This window comes from Zhurongbacter thermophilus, assembly GCF_026184435.1.
GTDB lineage: Bacteria > Coprothermobacterota > Coprothermobacteria > Coprothermobacterales > JAADFF01 > JAADFF01.
On record NZ_CP046447.1, the window covers coordinates 764856 to 783384 of the forward strand.

An 18529-nucleotide genomic window follows, 5' to 3' on the forward strand; every position below is an offset into this window, starting at 1 on the left:
TAATATCCACATCAAAGCGGGGGACAATTGGGGGGAATGCGGTGTGTGCGGTATTGCTGGTGCTTTTGATGTTGAAAGAGCTTTTTTTGTGCTTCATGACCTTTTGTTGCATCTTCAGCATAGAGGACAAGAATCTGTTGGTATTGTAATGGATAACTTTACCAGTGTAAAAGGGCATGGGCTTGTCAAAGAAGTGCTTACAGAAAAAAGTTTTATTGAAGGACATACAGGTATAGGGCATGTCAGATACTCCACAGTAGGAGGACCTGAGGAAATACAACCCCTTGTTGGATATACAGGTAAGGGTAAGCTTGCGATAGCTCATAATGGTACAATACCTGATGCATCTCATAGAAGGGAAACATTTTTAGAAAGAGGAGCAGTTTTTTCTACAACAGTAGATTCTGAACTTTTTCTTCACTATGTATCTATAGCTCCATTTGAAGATTCTCTTGAAAGTGTATTGTGGGCATTGCAAACTGTTCCTGCGGCATATAGCCTTTTGGTGCTTAACGAAGATTTTATGATAGGTGCCAGAGATCCTTATGGATATAGACCGTTATTTTGGGGGAAATACGACGGGGGATATGTTTTGGCATCTGAGGATTCTGCCCTTGTAGTCTTAGGGGCTTCCGATATTACAGAAGTAGAAAGAGGTCAGGTTATTATATTGGAGAAAGGTAAGTCCCCTAAAATACAAAAACTATCTGTAGATAGGCCAGGAAGATTTTGTGTGTTCGAGTATATCTATTTTGCCCGACCAGACTCTAATCTTGGAGGTATTAATGTTCACAAGGCCCGATTTGAAATGGGAAGATGGCTTTATAAAGAGCACAAGATACAGGCCGATATCGTTATACCGGTGCTTGATTCAGGCTTGTCTGGGGCTTTAGGCTTTTCATCTGAATCTGGTATCCCCATGGACTTTGGCCTCATGAGAAACAGATATATGGGACGCACATTTATTATGCCCACGGATAGAGAGTCTTCTGTTAGGAAAAAGCTTATACCTATACCTGAAGTTGTTAAGGATAAAGATGTTCTTCTTATAGATGATTCTATTGTAAGGGGAAGTACGATGGGGGTTATTGTTTCTATGCTCAGAGAGGCTGGTGCACGAAAGGTCATTGTTGGTATACATTCACCACCTGTGAAATATCCATGCTTTTATGGAATAGATACGGCTACACGCAGAGAACTTATAGCCTCTGACCATACTGTCGAGGAGATACGAGAAACTATAGGAGCAGATGAGCTGTTTTACCTTTCAATAGAAGGACTTATCAAAGCTGTGGGTAGAGAGGATGTATGCCTTGCATGTCTAAACGGACACTACGATACATGGGTACCCGAGGTGGATAGTGGTGTATAACATTGTGGTGCTTGCCTCAGGTAGTGGTTCAAATTTTGAGGCGATAGTCAAGCAGACACGCCTTTATTTCACAGATATTACTGTGTCAATGTTGATAACCGACAAAAAGAATGCGTTTGCCATTAAACGGTCAGAGTATCTGGGTATACCGTATACTCTTTTACCTAAACATCGTCGGTTTCGTGTGCTTGATGAGATTATAGATACTATAAAACCTCATTTGATAGTTCTGGCTGGTTTTATGAGGATAATACCCAGATGGTTTGTAGAAGAACACTTCGGCAAGATTGTCAATATTCATCCATCACTTCTTCCTTCATTTCCTGGTATGCATGCTATCAGGCAGGCTTATGACTATGGCGTCAGGGTTACCGGTATCACTATTCATTTCGTTGACAGTGGAGTAGATACTGGACCTATTATCTTTCAGTATCCACTGATGGTGAACCCTGAGTGGGATATAGAGAAGTTGGAAGAGTATATCCACAGGTTAGAACATCGTTTCTATACACCGGTGATAAATGGGCTGCTTCATTGTCCTTATGAAATACGGGGGAGAAAGGTTATTTTTACAGATAACAGGGGGGATGCATGTGATATTTTCAGAGTTGAAAGAGGGGAGCATATCCCTTAGGTATGGTGAGAATCCTCATGAAAAGGCATGGGTGTATGGTGAACCGGCATTCCAGCTTCTTCATGAGGGACGACGGATTTCTTACAACAACCTACTTGATGCCGATGCGGCGTGGGCTGTTGCACAACATCTAAAAGACATAGCACCGTTTGGAGCTGTAGCACTAAAACACCAGACACCGTGTGGAGTGGCTGTGGCCGATACACCAGAAGAAGCGGTAAGAAAGGCTATAGATGCCGATGCAGAATCTGCCTATGGGGGAATACTAGCAGTGAACTTTCCATTCACTTTGTCTGTTGCCAAATCTTACAAGAAATATCTGGAGGTTATTGTAGCCCCAGAGTTTACCGAAGAAGCCCTGGCATATCTTAGAAAAAAGAAAGTGCGTCTCATAGTTCCCAGTAGATACGATGCCTTTGTAGGAAAACCTGCCTTTGGGGCCTTAGTTGTTTCTGAAAGAATACTTCCACCGCTAGAGTTTCAGCTACAGGTCGGAAAGCCTATATCCGATGATGTTGTAATGGATATGAAGCTTGCGTATGTTGCCGTAGAAGGTGCAAAGTCCAATGCCATTGTCATTGTAAAAAATAGTGTCACTGTTGGCATAGGTACAGGGCAACCCTCTCGGAAACGGGCGGCGTGGATTGCCACAACGCTTGCAGGTGATAAAGCACGTGGGGCTGTTGCCGCCTCTGATGCCTTCTTTCCATTCCCCGATGGGTTAGAGATATTGGCAGAAGCAGGGGTTAGTGTTGTTGTAGCCCCCTTGGGTTCTAAAAGAGATAATGAAGTTTTAAAGAGGGCCGAAGAGCTTGGTATTACTTTCTACTCTGCATCGTCTCGTGTATTTAGACACTAAGGAGGGGTTAATATGAAGATTGTTATAGTAGGCAGTGGTGGGAGAGAACATGCTATGGGATGGGCTTTTTACAGAGAGGGCTATGATGTTTATTATGTGCCCGGTAATCCTGGCACTGCACGACATGGCACCAATATTGCTCAAATACCAGATGAAGAAGATATCTTAGTCATTCCCGGATCTGAGACATATATTGCCGGTGGTATAGCCGATGGCAAAGACAATGTCTTTGCACCAGATAGCAGGGGGGCTCGTCTTGAGTCTTCTAAGATATGGGCAAAAGAGTTTATGAAAAAACACGGTATCCCTACAGCCCCGTTTATTGTGGTAAACACTCCTAAGGAGCTGAAAACTGCTCTAAAATCATTTTCACCTCCTTATGTAATCAAGGCGGATGGACTGGCCGGTGGTAAAGGTGTAATCATAGAAGATGACTTTGAAAAAGCTGTAGAAAAAGGCTCCATGCTTATAGAGGGAACTTTTCTGAAAGGTGTCAAGGGACCGGTAGTTGTTGAAGAGTATTTGCCAGGTATTGAGCTTTCTGCTATGGCTGTTGCCTCAGGAGAACATTTTGCACTGTTTCCTTTTACACGCGACTATAAACGGGCATATGATGGTGGAAAGGGACCTAACACAGGTGGTATGGGGGCTGTTGGACCGATTAATGTTGACAAGGGCATTGTAGATCAGATAGAGGATATATATCGCTTGACACTTGATGGCCTGAAGTCTGAAGGTATTTCTTATAAGGGCTTTTTATATATAGGACTGATGATAAAAGATGACAAGGTTTATGTGCTTGAATACAATGTTCGCATGGGGGATCCTGAAACAGAAGTTATTGTGATGATGAATCCCTCTGGCTTTGTAAGTAGTGTGTTAAGTGCATACAGAGGAGAATCCATTCAGCCGATTGTTCCTAAGTGTTTTGCTGTAGATGTTGTTATTGCCTCAGAGGGGTATCCACTATCGCCTCGTAAGGGTCAGGTTATTGAAAAAGAGCCAACGGGATTTGCATTTTATGCAGGTGTAAAGGAAGAAAGCGGTAAATTGGTTGTTTCTGGTGGCAGGGTTTTCCACTGTATGGGGACAGGTATGACACCAGAAGAGGCACGCACATCGGCCTACAGGTGTGCAGAGTCTGTGTCTTTCCCTGGTGCATTTTTTAGAAGGGATATCGGAGAGCTTATTGAGAGGTGAGAACATTGAAAACATATACATATAGGCAAGCTGGTGTAGATGTGAAAAAGGGTGATGAATTTGCCAGCTACATTAAGGAAAAGGTAAGTGTTCCCGACTGGCTTATAAAGGAGCCAACGGGGTATGCTTCTATATTGTCATTTGTCAATCCGCCTATTGTTGTGACAGCCGATGGTATAGGCACGAAGATTTTGCTTCATACGAAATATGAGCGTTTTAAAGATGCAGCTATGGACCTTGTGGCCATGAATTACAACGATATTGTTTCCGTAGGCGGTAGACCATTGGCCTTTTTAGACTATCTTGGGGTTTCTGAGATAGGTGAGTTTTTAAAGAAATTTATAGAGGCACTTGCTGGAGTACTTGAAGAGGTTGATATGTACCTTGTTGCCGGTGAAACGGCAGAGATGCCAGACATATACGACAGAGGGCATTGGGATGCCGCTGGATTTGCCATTGGTATATGGGAGAAAAAACTACCTATAGATGATGTTCAAATAGGCGATGTCATCATGGGTATTCCTTCGTCAGGTTTTCATTCCAATGGTTGGAGTCTTATTAGAAAGATTATTGGTGAAGAAAATATAGACATTGAAAAACTTCCATTTGACCTCCTTGCAGGTACCCGTATCTACAAAGAGGCCATACAGCTATTTCCATATGTTAAGGCCATAGCCCATGTTACCGGCGGGGGTATTAAGAGGGCGCTGAGAAGGGTGCTAAGGGATAAGGGCTATCGCATAGGACTGCCACAGCGTGATTTTATAAACTGGATACTCGGTTATGTGGGTTTTGAAGAAGCCCTAAACACATTTAATATGGGTGTTGGCCTCATAGTCGTGGTATCACCTGAGAATATAGACCATGTGCTTCGTATATATGAAGATGCCCTCATTATAGGCAAGGTTTCACCATTTATTGAAGTGAAATATGGCTTATAGCCTAAATATACCTAAGGGGGGATGTATGTGTTTGTATCTATTATCATGGGGAGTACATCAGATTTTGATGTTGTGCGTCCAGCAGTTTTGCTTTTAAAGGAATTTGGTGTTGAGGTGGATGTAAAAGTGCTTTCTGCCCACAGAACACCCAAAGAGCTTGTGGACTATGTAGAATCTGTGTCTGACAAGGTAGATGTATTCATCACCGCTGCTGGCCTTGCCGCTGCACTACCCGGTGTTGTTGCTGCCCATACACTAAAACCTGTCATTGGTTTGCCTGTAAAGGCAGGGGCTTTACAGGGTGTAGATGCCCTTTTGTCTATTGTCCAGATGCCACCAGGGGTACCAGTGGCCACTGTTGGTATTGGTAGGGCCAAGAATGCTGCACTTCTTGCCATAGAGATTATGGCACTGAAGTATCCGGAGATTGAAGAGAAACTAAGAGAGTATAGACAAAATCAGAGAGAAAAAGTACTTAATGCGGAGGTGAACCTGTGATGGTATACGAGGGAAAGACAAAGATTGTAGAGATAAAAGACGGATATGCGTATCTGCATTTTAAAGATGATATTACTGCTGGTGATGGCGAAAAGCACGATGTAATGTCTGGAAAGGGTTCTATGTGTGCCGAGATTACTGCAAGGCTAATGAGGGCTTTGAAAGACAGAGGTATAGATAACCAGTTTGTGGAGTTTACAGCCCCTAATGTTATTAAGGCTATACCCTTAAAGATGTATCCCCTTGAGGTTGTTGTCAGGTTTAAAAAGGCCGGCTCTTTTATCAGAAGATATGGCGGTGTGGAGGGAGAGGAATTTGCCGAGCCTCTTGTTGAGTTTTTTGTCAAAGACGATGAGAGACATGATCCTATGGTATGCAAAAAGCATTTACCTATTCTCGGTATTGCATCACTTGATGATGCAGAAGAGATGGAAAGGCAGGCCAAAGAGATAGCCCTTGCCCTTAGGGATATATTCAAAGAAATGGGATATGACCTGTGGGATATGAAGTTTGAGTTTGGTAAGGCAGAAGATGGAAAAATACTCTTGGGCGATGAAATTTCTCCAGATACTTTAAGACTTCGTCGTAGTGGTGAGATATTTGACAAGGATGTATACAGAAGAAATCTTGGCGATCCCATGGCCAAGTATAAGGAGGTGCTTGAGCAGTGCCGCAAACATATCACTTTATGATAGATATTCAGTATAAAGGGAATGTTAGAGATCCCCGTGGTGAGACCATAAGAAAGGTTCTTGTAGGGGAATATAACCTGCCTGTTACATCTCTTCGCATAGGTAAATCGGTCAATATTGAGGTTGAAGCAGATTCCCCAGAAGAGGCAGAGGCTATTGTAAGAAAGGCATGTGAAGAGCTGCTTGTTAATCCTGTTGTGGAACAGTATGAGGTGAGGATGATATGAATCCCAAGGCTGCCGTTGTTGTATATCCCGGAACAAACTGTGATAGGGATACCTACTATGCCTTAGAGCTTGCCGGGTTTACCCCTGAATATGTAGACTGGCATGGTGATGTTAAGGGATATGACCTTGTCGTGCTTCCAGGAGGTTTTTCATATGGTGATTATCTCAGGGCTGGTGCTGTTGCGGCAAGGGAGCCTGTTTCCAAGAGTGTTAGAGCATATGCGGAAAAAGGTGGATTAGTGCTTGGTATATGTAACGGCTTTCAGGTTCTTATGGAGATGGGACTTTTACCCGGTGGACTTCTTGAAAATACCAGTGGCACTTTTATCTGCAAATGGGTAGATCTGGAGATAACAGATACAGATAATCCTTTCCTATCTCGCTTCAAGCAGGGTGAAAAAATTAAGCTTCCCATAGCCCATGCCTTTGGGAGGTATGTGAAGGTAGGAGATCCCAAGGTGGCACTGAGATATGTAGAAGATGTCAATGGCTCAGATGAAAAGATAGCTGGCATACTGTCGGAGGATAAGAACATCTTTGGCCTTATGCCACATCCCGAGCGTGCCATGGAGAAGCTTCTGGGGTGGGACTATGGTAAAAATGTGTTCCTTTCTATTCTTGACTGGATAAGGGGTGGTAATCGTGTCGTTTAAATACTACGATGAGTTGAAAAAGAGGCTTGGTAGGGAGCCGACCCCTGTAGAGATAGAGGCATTTATCGTTATGTGGAGTGAGCATTGTGGTTATAGTCATACGAAGAAATACATAAAGATGCTTCCCAAAGCTGAGAATGCCATTCAGGGGAATGCCGGTGTGTTACCCATAGATGATAAGTGGGCGGTGGCATTTAAGATTGAAAGCCATAATCACCCCAGTGCTGTTGAACCATACAACGGTGCTGCCACCGGTGTTGGTGGCATTATTAGGGATATTCTTGCCATGGGGGCAAGACCTCATGTCTCTCTTGATTCTCTACATATGGGAGATGTAACAGAGGGGATTATCCGGGGCATCTCCGACTATGGCAACTCTATTGGTGTACCCACTGTTGGTGGTGAACTTCGTATATCTGAGTTTTATAAACACAATCCCCTCGTCAATGCCATGGCCGTTGGTATAGTTGAGAGGGACAAGGTTATACCATCTAAGGCCTCTTATCCGGGACAGGTTATCGTCTTGTTTGGCGGTGCTACCGGTAGAGATGGAATACACGGGGCATCATTTGCATCTGAAGATTTAGAGGGTGAAAAGGCCACAAAGTTGTCTATCCAGGTTGGCGATCCTTTTATGGAAAAACAGCTCATAGAAGCTTTTCTCAAGATGAAAGAAGAGGGGCTTATTGAGGGGGCCCAAGACCTTGGTGCCGGTGGTGTGCTATCTGCCACATCGGAACTGGCATCTGCTGGTGACTTGGGTGCCGTTGTCTATCTTGACAGGGTCCCCCTTAGAGAGCCTGACATGGAGCCTTGGGAGATTCTTATCAGCGAATCTCAGGAGCGTATGGCAGTGCTTACATCACCTGAAAAGGCAGAGCGGATAATGGAGATAGCCCGTTATTATCTTCTTGAGACAGCTGTATTGGGCGAGATTATACAGGAGCCAGTTTATAGGGCTATGTATAAAGACGAAGTGGTTATGGAAGTGCCTGTTTCTGTTATTACCAATCCCCCACTTGAAGATGTATATCCGTATACTCCCGGAGAGATACCAGAGTTTAAGCATATTCCATTTAAAGAAGTAGAACCTTCTAATGTTTACTTTCAATACGATTATATGGTAGGAACAGATACTGTACTTCCACCAGGATTTGGACCGGCTATTATGAGAATTAAAGGTAGCGAATATGGTTATAGTGTTGTTACCCACAGCAGGGGAGATCTCGGTTATCAAGATGCATATTGGGGAACATACATTGCTACACTGGAGGCTGTCAGAAAAACGTTTGCTGTTGGTGGTGAGCCCTTGGGTATTACCGACTGCATCAACTACGGAGATCCCGATGAAGATCCAGAGGGCCTATCTGCTATGATGCATGGCTTAAAAGATGCATGCGAGTTTGCTGGTGTCCCTGTTGTGTCAGGAAATGCTTCTCTTTACAATACTACAGGTGGTAAACCTATTCCTCCCACAATGGTTATAGGGCTTGTTGGAAGGGTAAAACTTGCAGAGGTTGTAAAACCTCATGAGGGTGATGTCTATGCTATTGGATGGGATAGATTTTCGCCTGCGTATGAGCGTATTCTTTGGGACGTCATAAGAAAACTTCATAGTTGTGGATGTTTTATTATGGCACCGTCGCATATGAATAGTTTAGAAGGTTATAAAAATTCTCTTGCTGAGTATGGATATGCTTTGAATGTTACCGATTTACCAGATGTTAATCCAGTTCATTCTACGGTGCTTGCTGTATGTGAAAATAATTATTGCATAGACGAGATATCGAAAACTATACCGGTGCACCGAGTAGGGGCTGTTGTGAAGGTCTAAATATTAAGTGACACTTGAGTGAACTTTTATTGCATATATATGTATAGTTGTATACATCATACCATGGGTTCTACAATAGTTATAGGATGGTGTATACAGAGCATGTTCCAGTACTTGCTAATGAGGTTGTAGAGTATTTGATAAAAAGACCATCTGGTGTGTATATTGATGGCACTGCGGGAAGTGGTGGACATTCCCGTTATATCTTGCATAAACTTGCACCAGATGGTCTCTTAATTATGCTTGATGTTGATGAAGATGCCATTGCGTTTTTGAAACAACAGTTCTCCCATGAACCCAGAGCTGAGATTATTCATGCATCTTATGCAGAAATCCCCCATATTGTAAATGATATGAAATTATCATCTGTGGATGGTGTTTTACTTGATTTGGGTGTCTCTACTCATCAGGTTTATGAGGGAAGTCGTGGATTTTCATTCATGCGTGAAGGACCTCTTGATATGAGATTTTCCAAAGATATTTCTCCTATCTCCGCATATGATGTTGTTAATTCATATGATAGAGATAAGCTTGTCAATATATTTACAGCATATGGTGAAGAACCGTATGCAGATGAAATTGCAGATGCAATTATTCACTATCGCAAGGCTAAACCTATAGAGACAACATTAGAGCTTGCTGACATTGTGGCTGATATAGTTCCATATAAAGATAAGAAGCATCCAGCCACAAGGGTGTTCCAGGCTTTACGTATCTATGTTAATAATGAGTTTGACAACATAGAAAAAGGTATAAGGGGAGCTATTAGTGTATTGAATAGTGGTGGCAGGCTTGGTGTTATCACCTATCATTCCCTTGAGGATAAGCTGGTGAAAAGAATATTTTCTGAACTGAAGCATCAAGGGTTGGGAAGAGTTGTAAAGAAGAATGGTATTAGACCAAAGTGGAGTGAAATTCAGAATAATAGAAAGGCGCGTAGCGCCATAATGCGAATATTCGAAAAGAGGTGAGTTGGGTTGGCAGGGCCAGGGACGGCGAGGAAGTTTAATTATGAAGAATTGCAGGAAATAGAGCCACTAAGAAAAGGATCCTCGCTTATTATTGTAGAGGAGAAAGAAGAAATCTCTCATGTTGGTTATGAAGGGAGCCATATTAGGAGTTTGCTGGCGGTGATGCGTTTATTGGTTATGGTTGTATTACTTGTAGTAGGTCTTGTTCTTATTGTGACTTTATCATCATATCTCATGGTATTCCATTCCGTTAAAGCAGAAGGTATTGGTAGTGGTTCTGTTATAGGTGAAATATCGCGTATAAAACAGTACTCTGATGATATCAATATTTACGATATAGGTAACTCTTATTATCCTGTTGCTGTTAAGGTGGAGAGGTAGTGGAAAGACAGTTAAAAACTCTAATTGAAGGAGCACCTGCATATAAAATTTGGGGTAAGCATGAAAATGGCATTCTAGGTGTTAGATTTGATTCTCGCCGTATAGAGCCTGGTTATATTTTTACTGCCGTGAAGGGTACCCATGTTGACGGGGTGCGCTTCTGGAAACAAGCCTTAGAAAGAGGGGCTGTTGGTGTTATTTCTTATATGGCACCACCAGATGACTTCCCTCTAGATACTCACTTTTGGATAGAAACTAAAGATCCTATTGTGTTTTCCGCATATATTCTTAGTCGTATTAGAGATGTCTCTGATATTACTTTTATCGGAGTTACAGGCACAAATGGAAAGTCATCCACGACGTTTTGGTCACATTATATTGATCCAGATGGTGGTTCTATAGGAACAACAGGATTGTGGGCTAAGGGTAAGGTTTTAAAAGAGTCGCTTGGTAATACTACACCATTTCCCGATGTCTTATGGGAAAGCATATGGACATTACAAGATAAAGGTGTTAAGCGTATTTATATAGAAGTATCTTCGCATGGTATTATGACAGGTCGTGTAGCCTATGTGCCTTTTCAGTGGACGCTATTTACCAATCTAGAACCAGAGCATCAAGATGCCCATCCCGTATTAGAAGGATACTTTAGAATAAAATATAGCTTTATGTTTACTGTTCCAGAAGAAAGACGCATTATTGGTTTGCAGAATCATTGGGGAAGAAGGCTGTTCAGGATGTCTGGAGAGGGTTCCATTACATATGGTATGGTTCCCGATGCCGATTATACTGTTTGGAGATGGCGGAGACACAATGGGAAAATACATGTAGAGTGGCTGCTAAAAGATTTCGTTCTTAAGGCACAGATACCAGCTATGCCTTCGTTTTTTATATACAATTTGACCGGAGTTTTGGGACTTGCCCATCAGTTAGGATTTGGTATAGATGCTGGTGTTTTATCCTCTTTGCCTAAACCTTCTGGTAGGTTTGCAACGTACCAATGTGAGGGACGAACAGTTATTGTAGATTATGCTCACACACCAAGGGCTGTACAGGGATTAATAGAGGATGTGAAACATCTATATCCTGGTAGGAGAATTATGATAGTTGTCGGAGCTGTTGGTAGTGGTGACAGGGTAAAACGTTGGAAAATCGGAGCTATAGCCAGTAGAATGGCCGATGCCCTTTTTATATCTCCACATAACCCGAAGGGAGAAGATGAAGAAACTATATGTATGGATGTATATAGTGGGGTTTCAAGAGGGTATTCTCACAAGGTATTATATGTAGGTGGAAGAAGATCTGCTGTAGCAGAAGCATGGAAGAGAAGTAAACCTGGCGATGTTCTTGTTCTGGCAGGGCGAGGAGATGAAAAAGCCTATATTACTAAAGAGGGTGTTAACTTAGACTTTTCAGATCTTAATGTCTTAAAGGAGATGGGCATATCGTGTGGCGTTTTAGAACCATAGGGCGTGTTGTAAGTATAACTGGTGGTCACTTGGGTAATGTTTCACCTTATAGTGCATACAAGCGTATTAGATTCGATAGTCGTATGATTAAAGAAGGAGATCTATTTGTGGCTCTCAAAGGTGAGCATGCAGATGGTCACGAATATGTGAATGATGCCTTAAAGCGCGGTGCTGTTGCCGCTTTAGTTGGGGAGGAATATTTCTTTAAATACTATCATACACAACCTCTAATTGGTGTTTCTAATACCTTAAAAGCCCTATGGGAAATTGCAAGTGCCCGTATGCAGATGGAAGTAGATAATGATACTATTGCTGTTATAGGTAGTGTAGGTAAAACAACTACAAAAGAGTTGATATCACATATACTATCTGGGATTTATACGCTTTATCGCACTCCCGGTAATTTCAATACCCTTATTTCCGTGCCATCTGAAATAATTAATATGCCCTTGGGTATTCCTATGTCGGTTTTTGAACTTGCACTGCATGAGGTAGGAGATGTAGATATTTTAGCTAGTATAGTAAAACCCAAGATTCTTGTTGTTACAGCTATTGCAGCTGAGCATCTAGAGTATCTTGGTAGCTTATCTACTGTCAAGAAGGAAAATCTTAAAGCTCTTAGACACGTCCGCACCAATGGATGGGTTATTATACCGGGTTCTTTATATAAGGATGTTAAGGATTATGCATACATTCATTCCGATCAAGTTATTACCTTTGGTAGAAAAGGACATGTAGATATATCAGCTCGAGGTATTACCGTTGACTGGAGTGGTACAACTTTTACTATAAATGCATTTGGCGAAAGTAAAAAAATACATATCCCACTTCATGGCATTCACTATGTATTTGATGTTATGGCTGCTATAGCCGTTGGCTTTATATATGATATGACATTATCTTATATTGCCTCAAGACTTGAAGAATTTTCTCCTGTATGGGGCCGTATGCAGGTATACGATATAGGGGACAAGAAGATCGTCTTTGATGCTTATAATGCATCACCAGCCAGTATGAAGTATTTTATTCAAACACTGGATAAGCTTGTCCAAGATAAAGAATCTCTGCTTGTATTTATTGGAGATATGAAGGAGCTTGGAAAGCACTCTCGTAAGTATCATGAGGAGCTTGCAGATCTTTTGGCTTCTTTATCTCCAGCTAAGATTGTGCTTGTTGGTAGCGAGGTCAAGGCCACATATGATAAACTGGTAGACGGTGGTTTTCACTCTGTTGAGCTATACGATAATGTGGATAGTATCGTTGACGAGGTGAATGATTTGATGGATAGATACTCTGTTGTGGCTTTTAAAGGATCGAGAAGTATTCATCTTGAAAAACTCTTAAAAGTAGTGGGGCTGGTGGAAGATGAACCCGCTTGAAATGAGTAAATGGCTTCTTCCGGGTTTGCTCGCAGGCTTAGGAGGATGTGGACTAATAGTAGAGCTTGCTAGTGAAAGGCGACTGTGGCAGAAAAACAGTCGCGATTTTTATGAAGAAACTAAGAGAAAAGTTCCCCCTCTGGGTGGTATACCTCTGCTTATTTTGATGATTGTATTGATGTTCTGGGCAAAAACATGGTATATGCTTCCTGCTGTATTAATAGGGCTTGTTGGTACTATAGACGATATTATGAAACTTGGTATCAAAGGTGTCAATAGACCACTAAAAGCCCGAGAGAAAATTGTGCTTCAGGTCCTTATAGGTATACTTGGGGCATATTTATGGGGGCGATTTTCTTCTATATGGGAAATCGCATGGGTTGTTGTTGTGTTTATGGCAGTTGTCAATGCTACCAATATGACAGATGGTATTGATAGCCTCCTTGCTATGACATCTATAGTGGCTGTCTTGTTTTCAATGTTACTTTTACCGGGATATGGTGCCGTGTTCTTTATGCTTATAGGTTTCTTGATAGGATTTTTATGGTTCAATGCCCATCCTGCAGATATATTTATGGGTGATACAGGTGCCTTTGCCATTGGTGGTATTCTTGCCACTATTTTTTTAAGAAGCAAAATGGAAATGTATCTGTTGCTTATTGGTATTGTTTTTGTTGTTGAAACATTATCAGTTATAATACAAGTACTCCATTTTAAGAGGACAGGTAACAGAATTTTTCTTATGTCTCCTATTCATCATCATTTTCAGAAGCTAGGTTGGAGTGAACCACAAATAGTCTTTCGTTTTACATTTTTTCAAACTTTAGGTGGTATGATTGCGACGGTGATAGCATATGTATTGGCAAAATAAAAAAATACTTGTACTGGGGTATGGTATAACTGGTAAATCTATGATTTCATACCTTAGGAAAAAAAGGGCTATTGTGTATATCTATGACGATAATTTAGGTTTATCGTATCCTGAAAGTTCTACATGGGAAGAAAAGGAATCAGTTTTCTACTTAGAAGGAATAGACATATTGGCTGTTTCTCCGGGATTTGCTCCCAACCATCCCGTTGTTTCCTACTTTACCCAGAAGGGTATTCCAGCCATCGGGGATATAGAAATTGCCTATACTGACAGGGAAAAAAATGACTGGATAGCCATAACAGGGACCAATGGTAAGACGACAACGACAATGCTTGTTGACCATCTTCTTCGCAAATTAGGGGTCAATTCTCAAACATTTGGCAATATTGGTGTTCCTGTACTTGATGCTGTGGAATTTAACGGTATTCCCGTTGTAGAGGTAAGTTCTTTTCAGCTTGAATATGCTCCAACATTTAAACCGCATATTGGCGTATTTCTAAACTTAACTCCTGATCATTTAAATAGACATGGTGATATGCAAGGATATTTCATGGCCAAGATGAGAATGTTTCTCAATCAAGATAGAGAGGATTTTGCCATATTTAATGCCGATGATATATGGACTAGTAAAGGGGCATCTATGGTTCCATCTTTTGTAATGTTGTTTTCTCCCTCTGGTCAAGATGCCGATGTAATGGTCCGCGATCATAAGGTATATGTCCATGATCGTTTACTCTGGGATTTAACTGGAAACCCAAGATTCTTGTATCCTCCATACCTTGAAGATTTACTAGGTGCTCTTAGTGCTTTGATAGCACTGGGCTATGAGAAAGAACTTAGAGAAATAACATCGGAATCTCTTAGTGATTTTGTCTTTGCCAGGCATAGGATGGAAGAGGTTGCCACTATAGGCGGAGTTATCTTTATCAATGATTCAAAAGCCACCAATGTAGCATCTACTATTGCTGCTATCAAAGGATTTGAAGGCTCTAAATTGCTTTTAATTCTTGGGGGTAGTAAAAAGGATACGTCGTATGATGAACTTGCAGAAGAGATAAAGAGATTAGGGGTTAAATATATTGCCCTTATAGGCGAAACCTCTTCTGATATTAAATCTAGTTTGGATAAGATAGGCTACTCTCAATATGAATTGGTGGATAGTCTAGAAGATGCTGTTACCCTTTTATGGAAGAAAGCCCAACCAGGTGATACTGTGCTTTTATCTCCAGCGTGTGCCAGCTTTGATATGTTTAACAACTACAAACACAGAGGAGACACATTTGTAGAGATTGTAAACAGGCTGGCGAAGGAGTATGACTAAGCTGGGAAAGGAAAGTCAAGATATACCGATAAAATTACAACTTTTTGTGGCATTGCTTGTTATGATCATGTTTTCCCAGCTTATAGCTTATATCGCTTACACACTTGATCCTGGAGCTCTTGTCATATATCAACCCCATTTCTGGTTGCGAGGCCTTTATGGACTTTTAGCGTCAATTGCAACGGCAACGTTTATATTTCTTATTTCTCCTAAATTGCTTGATAAGTTTTTCCGCTCTATATTGAATCCTATCAAGTATATATTGATGATTGTGACCATTGGTTTATTGATGTTTCTGCTCACGCCAGTAGCACCATCTATATATGGTGCTAAACGGTGGTTATTCGGTTTTCAGATATCAGATATCGCGAAGCTGATAGTTCTTATATTTATTTCCTTTGTTATTGAAGAGATATGGGCGGATTGGTATAAACAAAAACATAATCCTGAACTTGTGCCCGTTTCAGAAAAGATTTTTTCAGTCATTACCCTAGGTATATTTGTGGGTTCGCTATTTCTATCTAATGTCTTAGGCTTAGCATTGGCATTTACCACGCTACTTATATACGTAGTTACTGTTGTATATGTCGAGACAAGAATTACTGGGAAGAATTTCTTCATAATGGCTATATTATTTGGTTTAACATATGTTCTTATATTACTCGAGCCAGATATAAGCACCTCTTCACTATTTGCCTTATGGTTCTTATTCATGCTTATGCTTTGGTATGGTAGAAGAGGAAGACATATAGCATCGGTAGTTCTTGTAGGTATATTTATATCAGCTTATCACTTAAGAAGTGTTCCACTTGAGGGAACCATTCCTCACCAATTTGCTCACGCTATAAGTCGTTTACTTGTTTGGAAAGATCCATTTATAGATCCCAATGGTATTAGTTATCATGTTGTCAAAAACTTTCTTGCTGTTTTTAAGGGTGGTCTATGGGGTAGTTATCCTGCTAATATGAACTACATTCCTCCAGTGCCATGGTCTGATGCTATACTACCATTTACAGCTGTTACGCTCGGAATGGTGTTTGAACTATTACTTGTAGGATTATGGTTGTCTTGGGGAATGTTTTTTCTGATATCTGGTCTTCGAATGAAATCTTATAAAGGACTATTTGTATCGGGATTTGCTTTGTGGTTTCTTTTACAGATGGTTTTTAATATGCTTTCTACTTATGATGTATTTCCACCTACAGGTATATCTGTTCCATTTCTCTCGTGGGGGAGAACCGGACTTATAATATTTACAATAATGAATAGTATTGCCGCAGTATTTGTTGCAGAAGATTGGAAACACAATATGAAAGACAAAGAGGGGGCAGTGCAGTGATTTTACTGATAGCAGGGACAGCGTCAGGTGGACATTTTTTTCCTGCATTTAGTCTCGGACAAGCATTACGTTTTAGAGGACAAGAAGTAAAACTCACCGTCTTTGGGGAAAAACACTTTGAAGTTGCCGATAGCTGGATTGTACATATGGATAGTCTAAAGTCATTCACCCGTTTTATAGCCAAACACAAAGGTGATATAGATGCAGTGATATCTTTTGGTAGTCGCCATGTTGTACTACCTTCAATTATGGCTAAGAGAAAAATTGGAACCCTTTGGGTTCATGAGCAAAATGTTGTACCAGGTAGAGCAAACAAGGTGCTTTTTCATTTTGCCGACAAGATATTGCTCACTTTTCATCAGTGTGAACCGTTTATCCCTTCTATGTTTTATAAGAAACTTCTTGTTGTTGGATATCCTGTTAGAGAGATATACGAAGACTTGTCAGGTGAGCAGCTGCGTAAGCGGTGGAATATTCCCAGTGATGCTAAGGTTGTTGTCTTTTCGGGAGGCAGTAAAGGGGCAGTAGAGATTAATGTAATAGCCTCGTCTTTTATTAGGCAGTTAAAAGATAAAGGAATTAACAATGTATTTGTTATATGGCAAAGAGGGAAAGATGATATGCGGATGTTTGATTCTCATGGTGTAGCTGTTGGTTTTACAAGTGATTTGATGCATCTGTTTTCTATAGCAGACCTCATTGTTAGCAGAGCTGGAGCTGGTACCATCGCTGAAATTCTTTCTTTGAATAAAAAGGCTTTGTTAGTCCCTCTTCGAGGTGTTGCTGGTGATCATCAGTATTTTAATGCAATATACAGTGGTTTTCCTGTGCATCGTATAGATGACCTAACATTTGATACAATATACGATGCTTTGTCCAGTGAAGAAAACTTGAATGAAAGCAAGATAAGCATTATGGATTACGATAGTTTACTCAATCTAATAGGTGGGAGGGAGTAGATGTGAAGGTGGATACACAGCTGGCTGAAGATATATCTTTGGCTGAGCATGAAAACTTGAATATAGAGATGTGGGGTGCTTTGTCAAAATATACAACATTTAAAATAGGCGGAAAAGCCAAATATATTGTTAAAACTGAAAATAGACTACAGTTTATAGAGGCAGTAAGACTATTTTCTTCTCATGATATACCATTTTACATATTGGGAGGAGCCTCAAATGTTTTGATTGATGACAAGGATTGGAATGGAGGGGTTATTATCACGAAAACCCCCCCAACAGATTTTAAATATGAAAACGGTATCGTCGAAGTGTTTGCCGGGGACTATTTACCAGCTCTTATTCACAAACTTGCTTCATGGGATTTGGGTGGCTTTGAATTCCTGGTGGGAGTGCCGGGGACTGTAGGGGGAGCCATTATTATGAACGCTGGCACCTCTACAAAAGGTATATGTGACTATGTAGAAAAGATAGAAGTTATCGGTAAAGATGGTAAACTTTATCTTATTAATAACAAGGAACTGGAGTGGGGATACAGACACTGTAATTTGCCAGTAGAAGGCTATATTGTTAGGGCATGGTTAAAAGTAGTGGATAAGAGTGCTACCGAAGTTTTAGGATTTGTTCGTGAACATATGGCGTGGCGGAGAGAACATCAACCTATAGATATGCCTTGTGCCGGCAGTTTCTTTAAAAACCCGGAAAATACGGCTGCAGGTTACCTTATTGATATGGCAGGACTTAAAGGATATAGAGTAGGCGATGCACAGGTCTCCACCAAGCATGCCAATTTCATTGTGAATTTGGGCAATGCTACTGCTTCTGATGTTCTGGCTGTAGTATCCCATGTTAAGAAGGTTGTGGAAGATAAGTTTGGGATAGTACTTGAAGAGGAAGTCAAGTATATTTCTCATGATAGATAAGGAGTG

The 18529-nt window shown here is 41.0% G+C and carries 19 protein-coding genes; all 19 read left to right on the top strand.

The window, feature by feature from the left end; translation table 11 throughout:
- Positions 1-43 precede the first annotated feature (43 nt).
- The 19 genes from purF to murB all read left to right on the top strand — a co-directional run bounded on the left by purF (position 44) and on the right by murB (position 18523).
- Positions 44-1372, top strand: a complete 1329-nt coding sequence (gene purF, locus GM182_RS03645; protein ID WP_449187234.1) for an amidophosphoribosyltransferase — start codon at positions 44-46, stop codon at positions 1370-1372.
- Complete coding sequence (gene purN, locus GM182_RS03650) at positions 1365-2006, top strand: phosphoribosylglycinamide formyltransferase (RefSeq protein WP_449187235.1); 642 nt, start codon at positions 1365-1367, stop codon at positions 2004-2006. The genes purF and purN overlap by 8 nt, the downstream gene beginning before the upstream one ends.
- On the top strand, positions 1966-2865 hold the full coding sequence (locus GM182_RS03655; RefSeq protein WP_449187236.1) for a phosphoribosylaminoimidazolecarboxamide formyltransferase: 900 nt from the start codon (positions 1966-1968) through the stop codon (positions 2863-2865). Before purN ends, GM182_RS03655 begins: the two co-directional genes overlap by 41 nt.
- A gap of 12 nt (positions 2866-2877) precedes the next feature.
- Positions 2878-4065, top strand: coding sequence for a phosphoribosylamine--glycine ligase (gene purD, locus GM182_RS03660; RefSeq protein WP_449187237.1), 1188 nt, complete (start codon positions 2878-2880; stop codon positions 4063-4065).
- 5 nt (positions 4066-4070) lie between these two features.
- On the top strand, positions 4071-5006 hold the full coding sequence (gene purM / locus GM182_RS03665) for a phosphoribosylformylglycinamidine cyclo-ligase (RefSeq protein WP_449187238.1): 936 nt from the start codon (positions 4071-4073) through the stop codon (positions 5004-5006).
- Positions 5007-5033: 27 nt separating this feature from the next.
- Positions 5034-5504, top strand: coding sequence for a 5-(carboxyamino)imidazole ribonucleotide mutase (gene purE / locus GM182_RS03670; RefSeq protein WP_449187239.1), 471 nt, complete (start codon positions 5034-5036; stop codon positions 5502-5504).
- Positions 5504-6196 carry a phosphoribosylaminoimidazolesuccinocarboxamide synthase gene (locus tag GM182_RS03675; RefSeq protein WP_449187279.1) on the top strand — a complete coding sequence of 231 codons (693 nt, stop codon included), beginning with the start codon at positions 5504-5506 and terminating at the stop codon, positions 6194-6196. Before purE ends, GM182_RS03675 begins: the two co-directional genes overlap by 1 nt.
- Positions 6193-6423 (top strand): phosphoribosylformylglycinamidine synthase subunit PurS, encoded by a 231-nt coding sequence (gene purS / locus GM182_RS03680; protein ID WP_449187280.1) that lies wholly within the window; start codon positions 6193-6195, stop codon positions 6421-6423. The genes GM182_RS03675 and purS overlap by 4 nt, the downstream gene beginning before the upstream one ends.
- Complete coding sequence (purQ, locus tag GM182_RS03685) at positions 6420-7076, top strand: phosphoribosylformylglycinamidine synthase subunit PurQ (RefSeq protein ID WP_449187240.1); 657 nt, start codon at positions 6420-6422, stop codon at positions 7074-7076. Before purS ends, purQ begins: the two co-directional genes overlap by 4 nt.
- Entirely contained in the window at positions 7066-8910 is a 1845-nt protein-coding gene (gene purL / locus GM182_RS03690) for a phosphoribosylformylglycinamidine synthase subunit PurL (RefSeq protein ID WP_449187241.1), read from the top strand. Before purQ ends, purL begins: the two co-directional genes overlap by 11 nt.
- A gap of 89 nt (positions 8911-8999) precedes the next feature.
- Positions 9000-9881, top strand: a complete 882-nt coding sequence (gene rsmH, locus GM182_RS03695; protein ID WP_449187242.1) for a 16S rRNA (cytosine(1402)-N(4))-methyltransferase RsmH — start codon at positions 9000-9002, stop codon at positions 9879-9881.
- A gap of 6 nt (positions 9882-9887) precedes the next feature.
- The gene (locus GM182_RS03700) at positions 9888-10262 is read left to right on the top strand and encodes a hypothetical protein (RefSeq protein WP_449187243.1); all 375 of its coding nucleotides are present in this window, start codon (positions 9888-9890) and stop codon (positions 10260-10262) included.
- A complete protein-coding gene (locus tag GM182_RS03705) occupies positions 10262-11731 on the top strand; it encodes a Mur ligase family protein (protein WP_449187244.1) in 1470 nt (489 codons plus the stop codon). The genes GM182_RS03700 and GM182_RS03705 overlap by 1 nt, the downstream gene beginning before the upstream one ends.
- Positions 11710-13110 carry a UDP-N-acetylmuramoyl-tripeptide--D-alanyl-D-alanine ligase gene (locus GM182_RS03710; protein ID WP_449187245.1) on the top strand — a complete coding sequence of 467 codons (1401 nt, stop codon included), beginning with the start codon at positions 11710-11712 and terminating at the stop codon, positions 13108-13110. The genes GM182_RS03705 and GM182_RS03710 overlap by 22 nt, the downstream gene beginning before the upstream one ends.
- The gene (locus GM182_RS03715; RefSeq protein ID WP_449187246.1) at positions 13097-13981 is read left to right on the top strand and encodes a phospho-N-acetylmuramoyl-pentapeptide-transferase; all 885 of its coding nucleotides are present in this window, start codon (positions 13097-13099) and stop codon (positions 13979-13981) included. The genes GM182_RS03710 and GM182_RS03715 overlap by 14 nt, the downstream gene beginning before the upstream one ends.
- On the top strand, positions 13965-15302 hold the full coding sequence (murD, locus tag GM182_RS03720; RefSeq protein WP_449187247.1) for a UDP-N-acetylmuramoyl-L-alanine--D-glutamate ligase: 1338 nt from the start codon (positions 13965-13967) through the stop codon (positions 15300-15302). The genes GM182_RS03715 and murD overlap by 17 nt, the downstream gene beginning before the upstream one ends.
- The gene (locus GM182_RS03725) at positions 15295-16641 is read left to right on the top strand and encodes an FtsW/RodA/SpoVE family cell cycle protein (protein ID WP_449187248.1); all 1347 of its coding nucleotides are present in this window, start codon (positions 15295-15297) and stop codon (positions 16639-16641) included. The genes murD and GM182_RS03725 overlap by 8 nt, the downstream gene beginning before the upstream one ends.
- Positions 16638-17600, top strand: a complete 963-nt coding sequence (locus GM182_RS03730; RefSeq protein ID WP_449187249.1) for a UDP-N-acetylglucosamine--N-acetylmuramyl-(pentapeptide) pyrophosphoryl-undecaprenol N-acetylglucosamine transferase — start codon at positions 16638-16640, stop codon at positions 17598-17600. Before GM182_RS03725 ends, GM182_RS03730 begins: the two co-directional genes overlap by 4 nt.
- A gap of 2 nt (positions 17601-17602) precedes the next feature.
- A complete protein-coding gene (gene murB / locus GM182_RS03735; protein ID WP_449187250.1) occupies positions 17603-18523 on the top strand; it encodes a UDP-N-acetylmuramate dehydrogenase in 921 nt (306 codons plus the stop codon).
- The last annotated feature ends 6 nt before the right edge of the window (positions 18524-18529 follow it).

Coding starts and splice junctions, on each gene's coding strand:
- purD (WP_449187237.1), top strand. CDS start 2,878: ATGAAGATTGTTATAGTAGGCAGTGGTGGGAGAGAACATGCTATGGGA.
- GM182_RS03675 (WP_449187279.1), top strand. CDS start 5,504: ATGGTATACGAGGGAAAGACAAAGATTGTAGAGATAAAAGACGGATAT.
- purS (WP_449187280.1), top strand. CDS start 6,193: ATGATAGATATTCAGTATAAAGGGAATGTTAGAGATCCCCGTGGTGAG.
- purQ (WP_449187240.1), top strand. CDS start 6,420: ATGAATCCCAAGGCTGCCGTTGTTGTATATCCCGGAACAAACTGTGAT.
- GM182_RS03715 (WP_449187246.1), top strand. CDS start 13,097: ATGAACCCGCTTGAAATGAGTAAATGGCTTCTTCCGGGTTTGCTCGCA.
- murD (WP_449187247.1), top strand. CDS start 13,965: ATGTATTGGCAAAATAAAAAAATACTTGTACTGGGGTATGGTATAACT.
- GM182_RS03725 (WP_449187248.1), top strand. CDS start 15,295: ATGACTAAGCTGGGAAAGGAAAGTCAAGATATACCGATAAAATTACAA.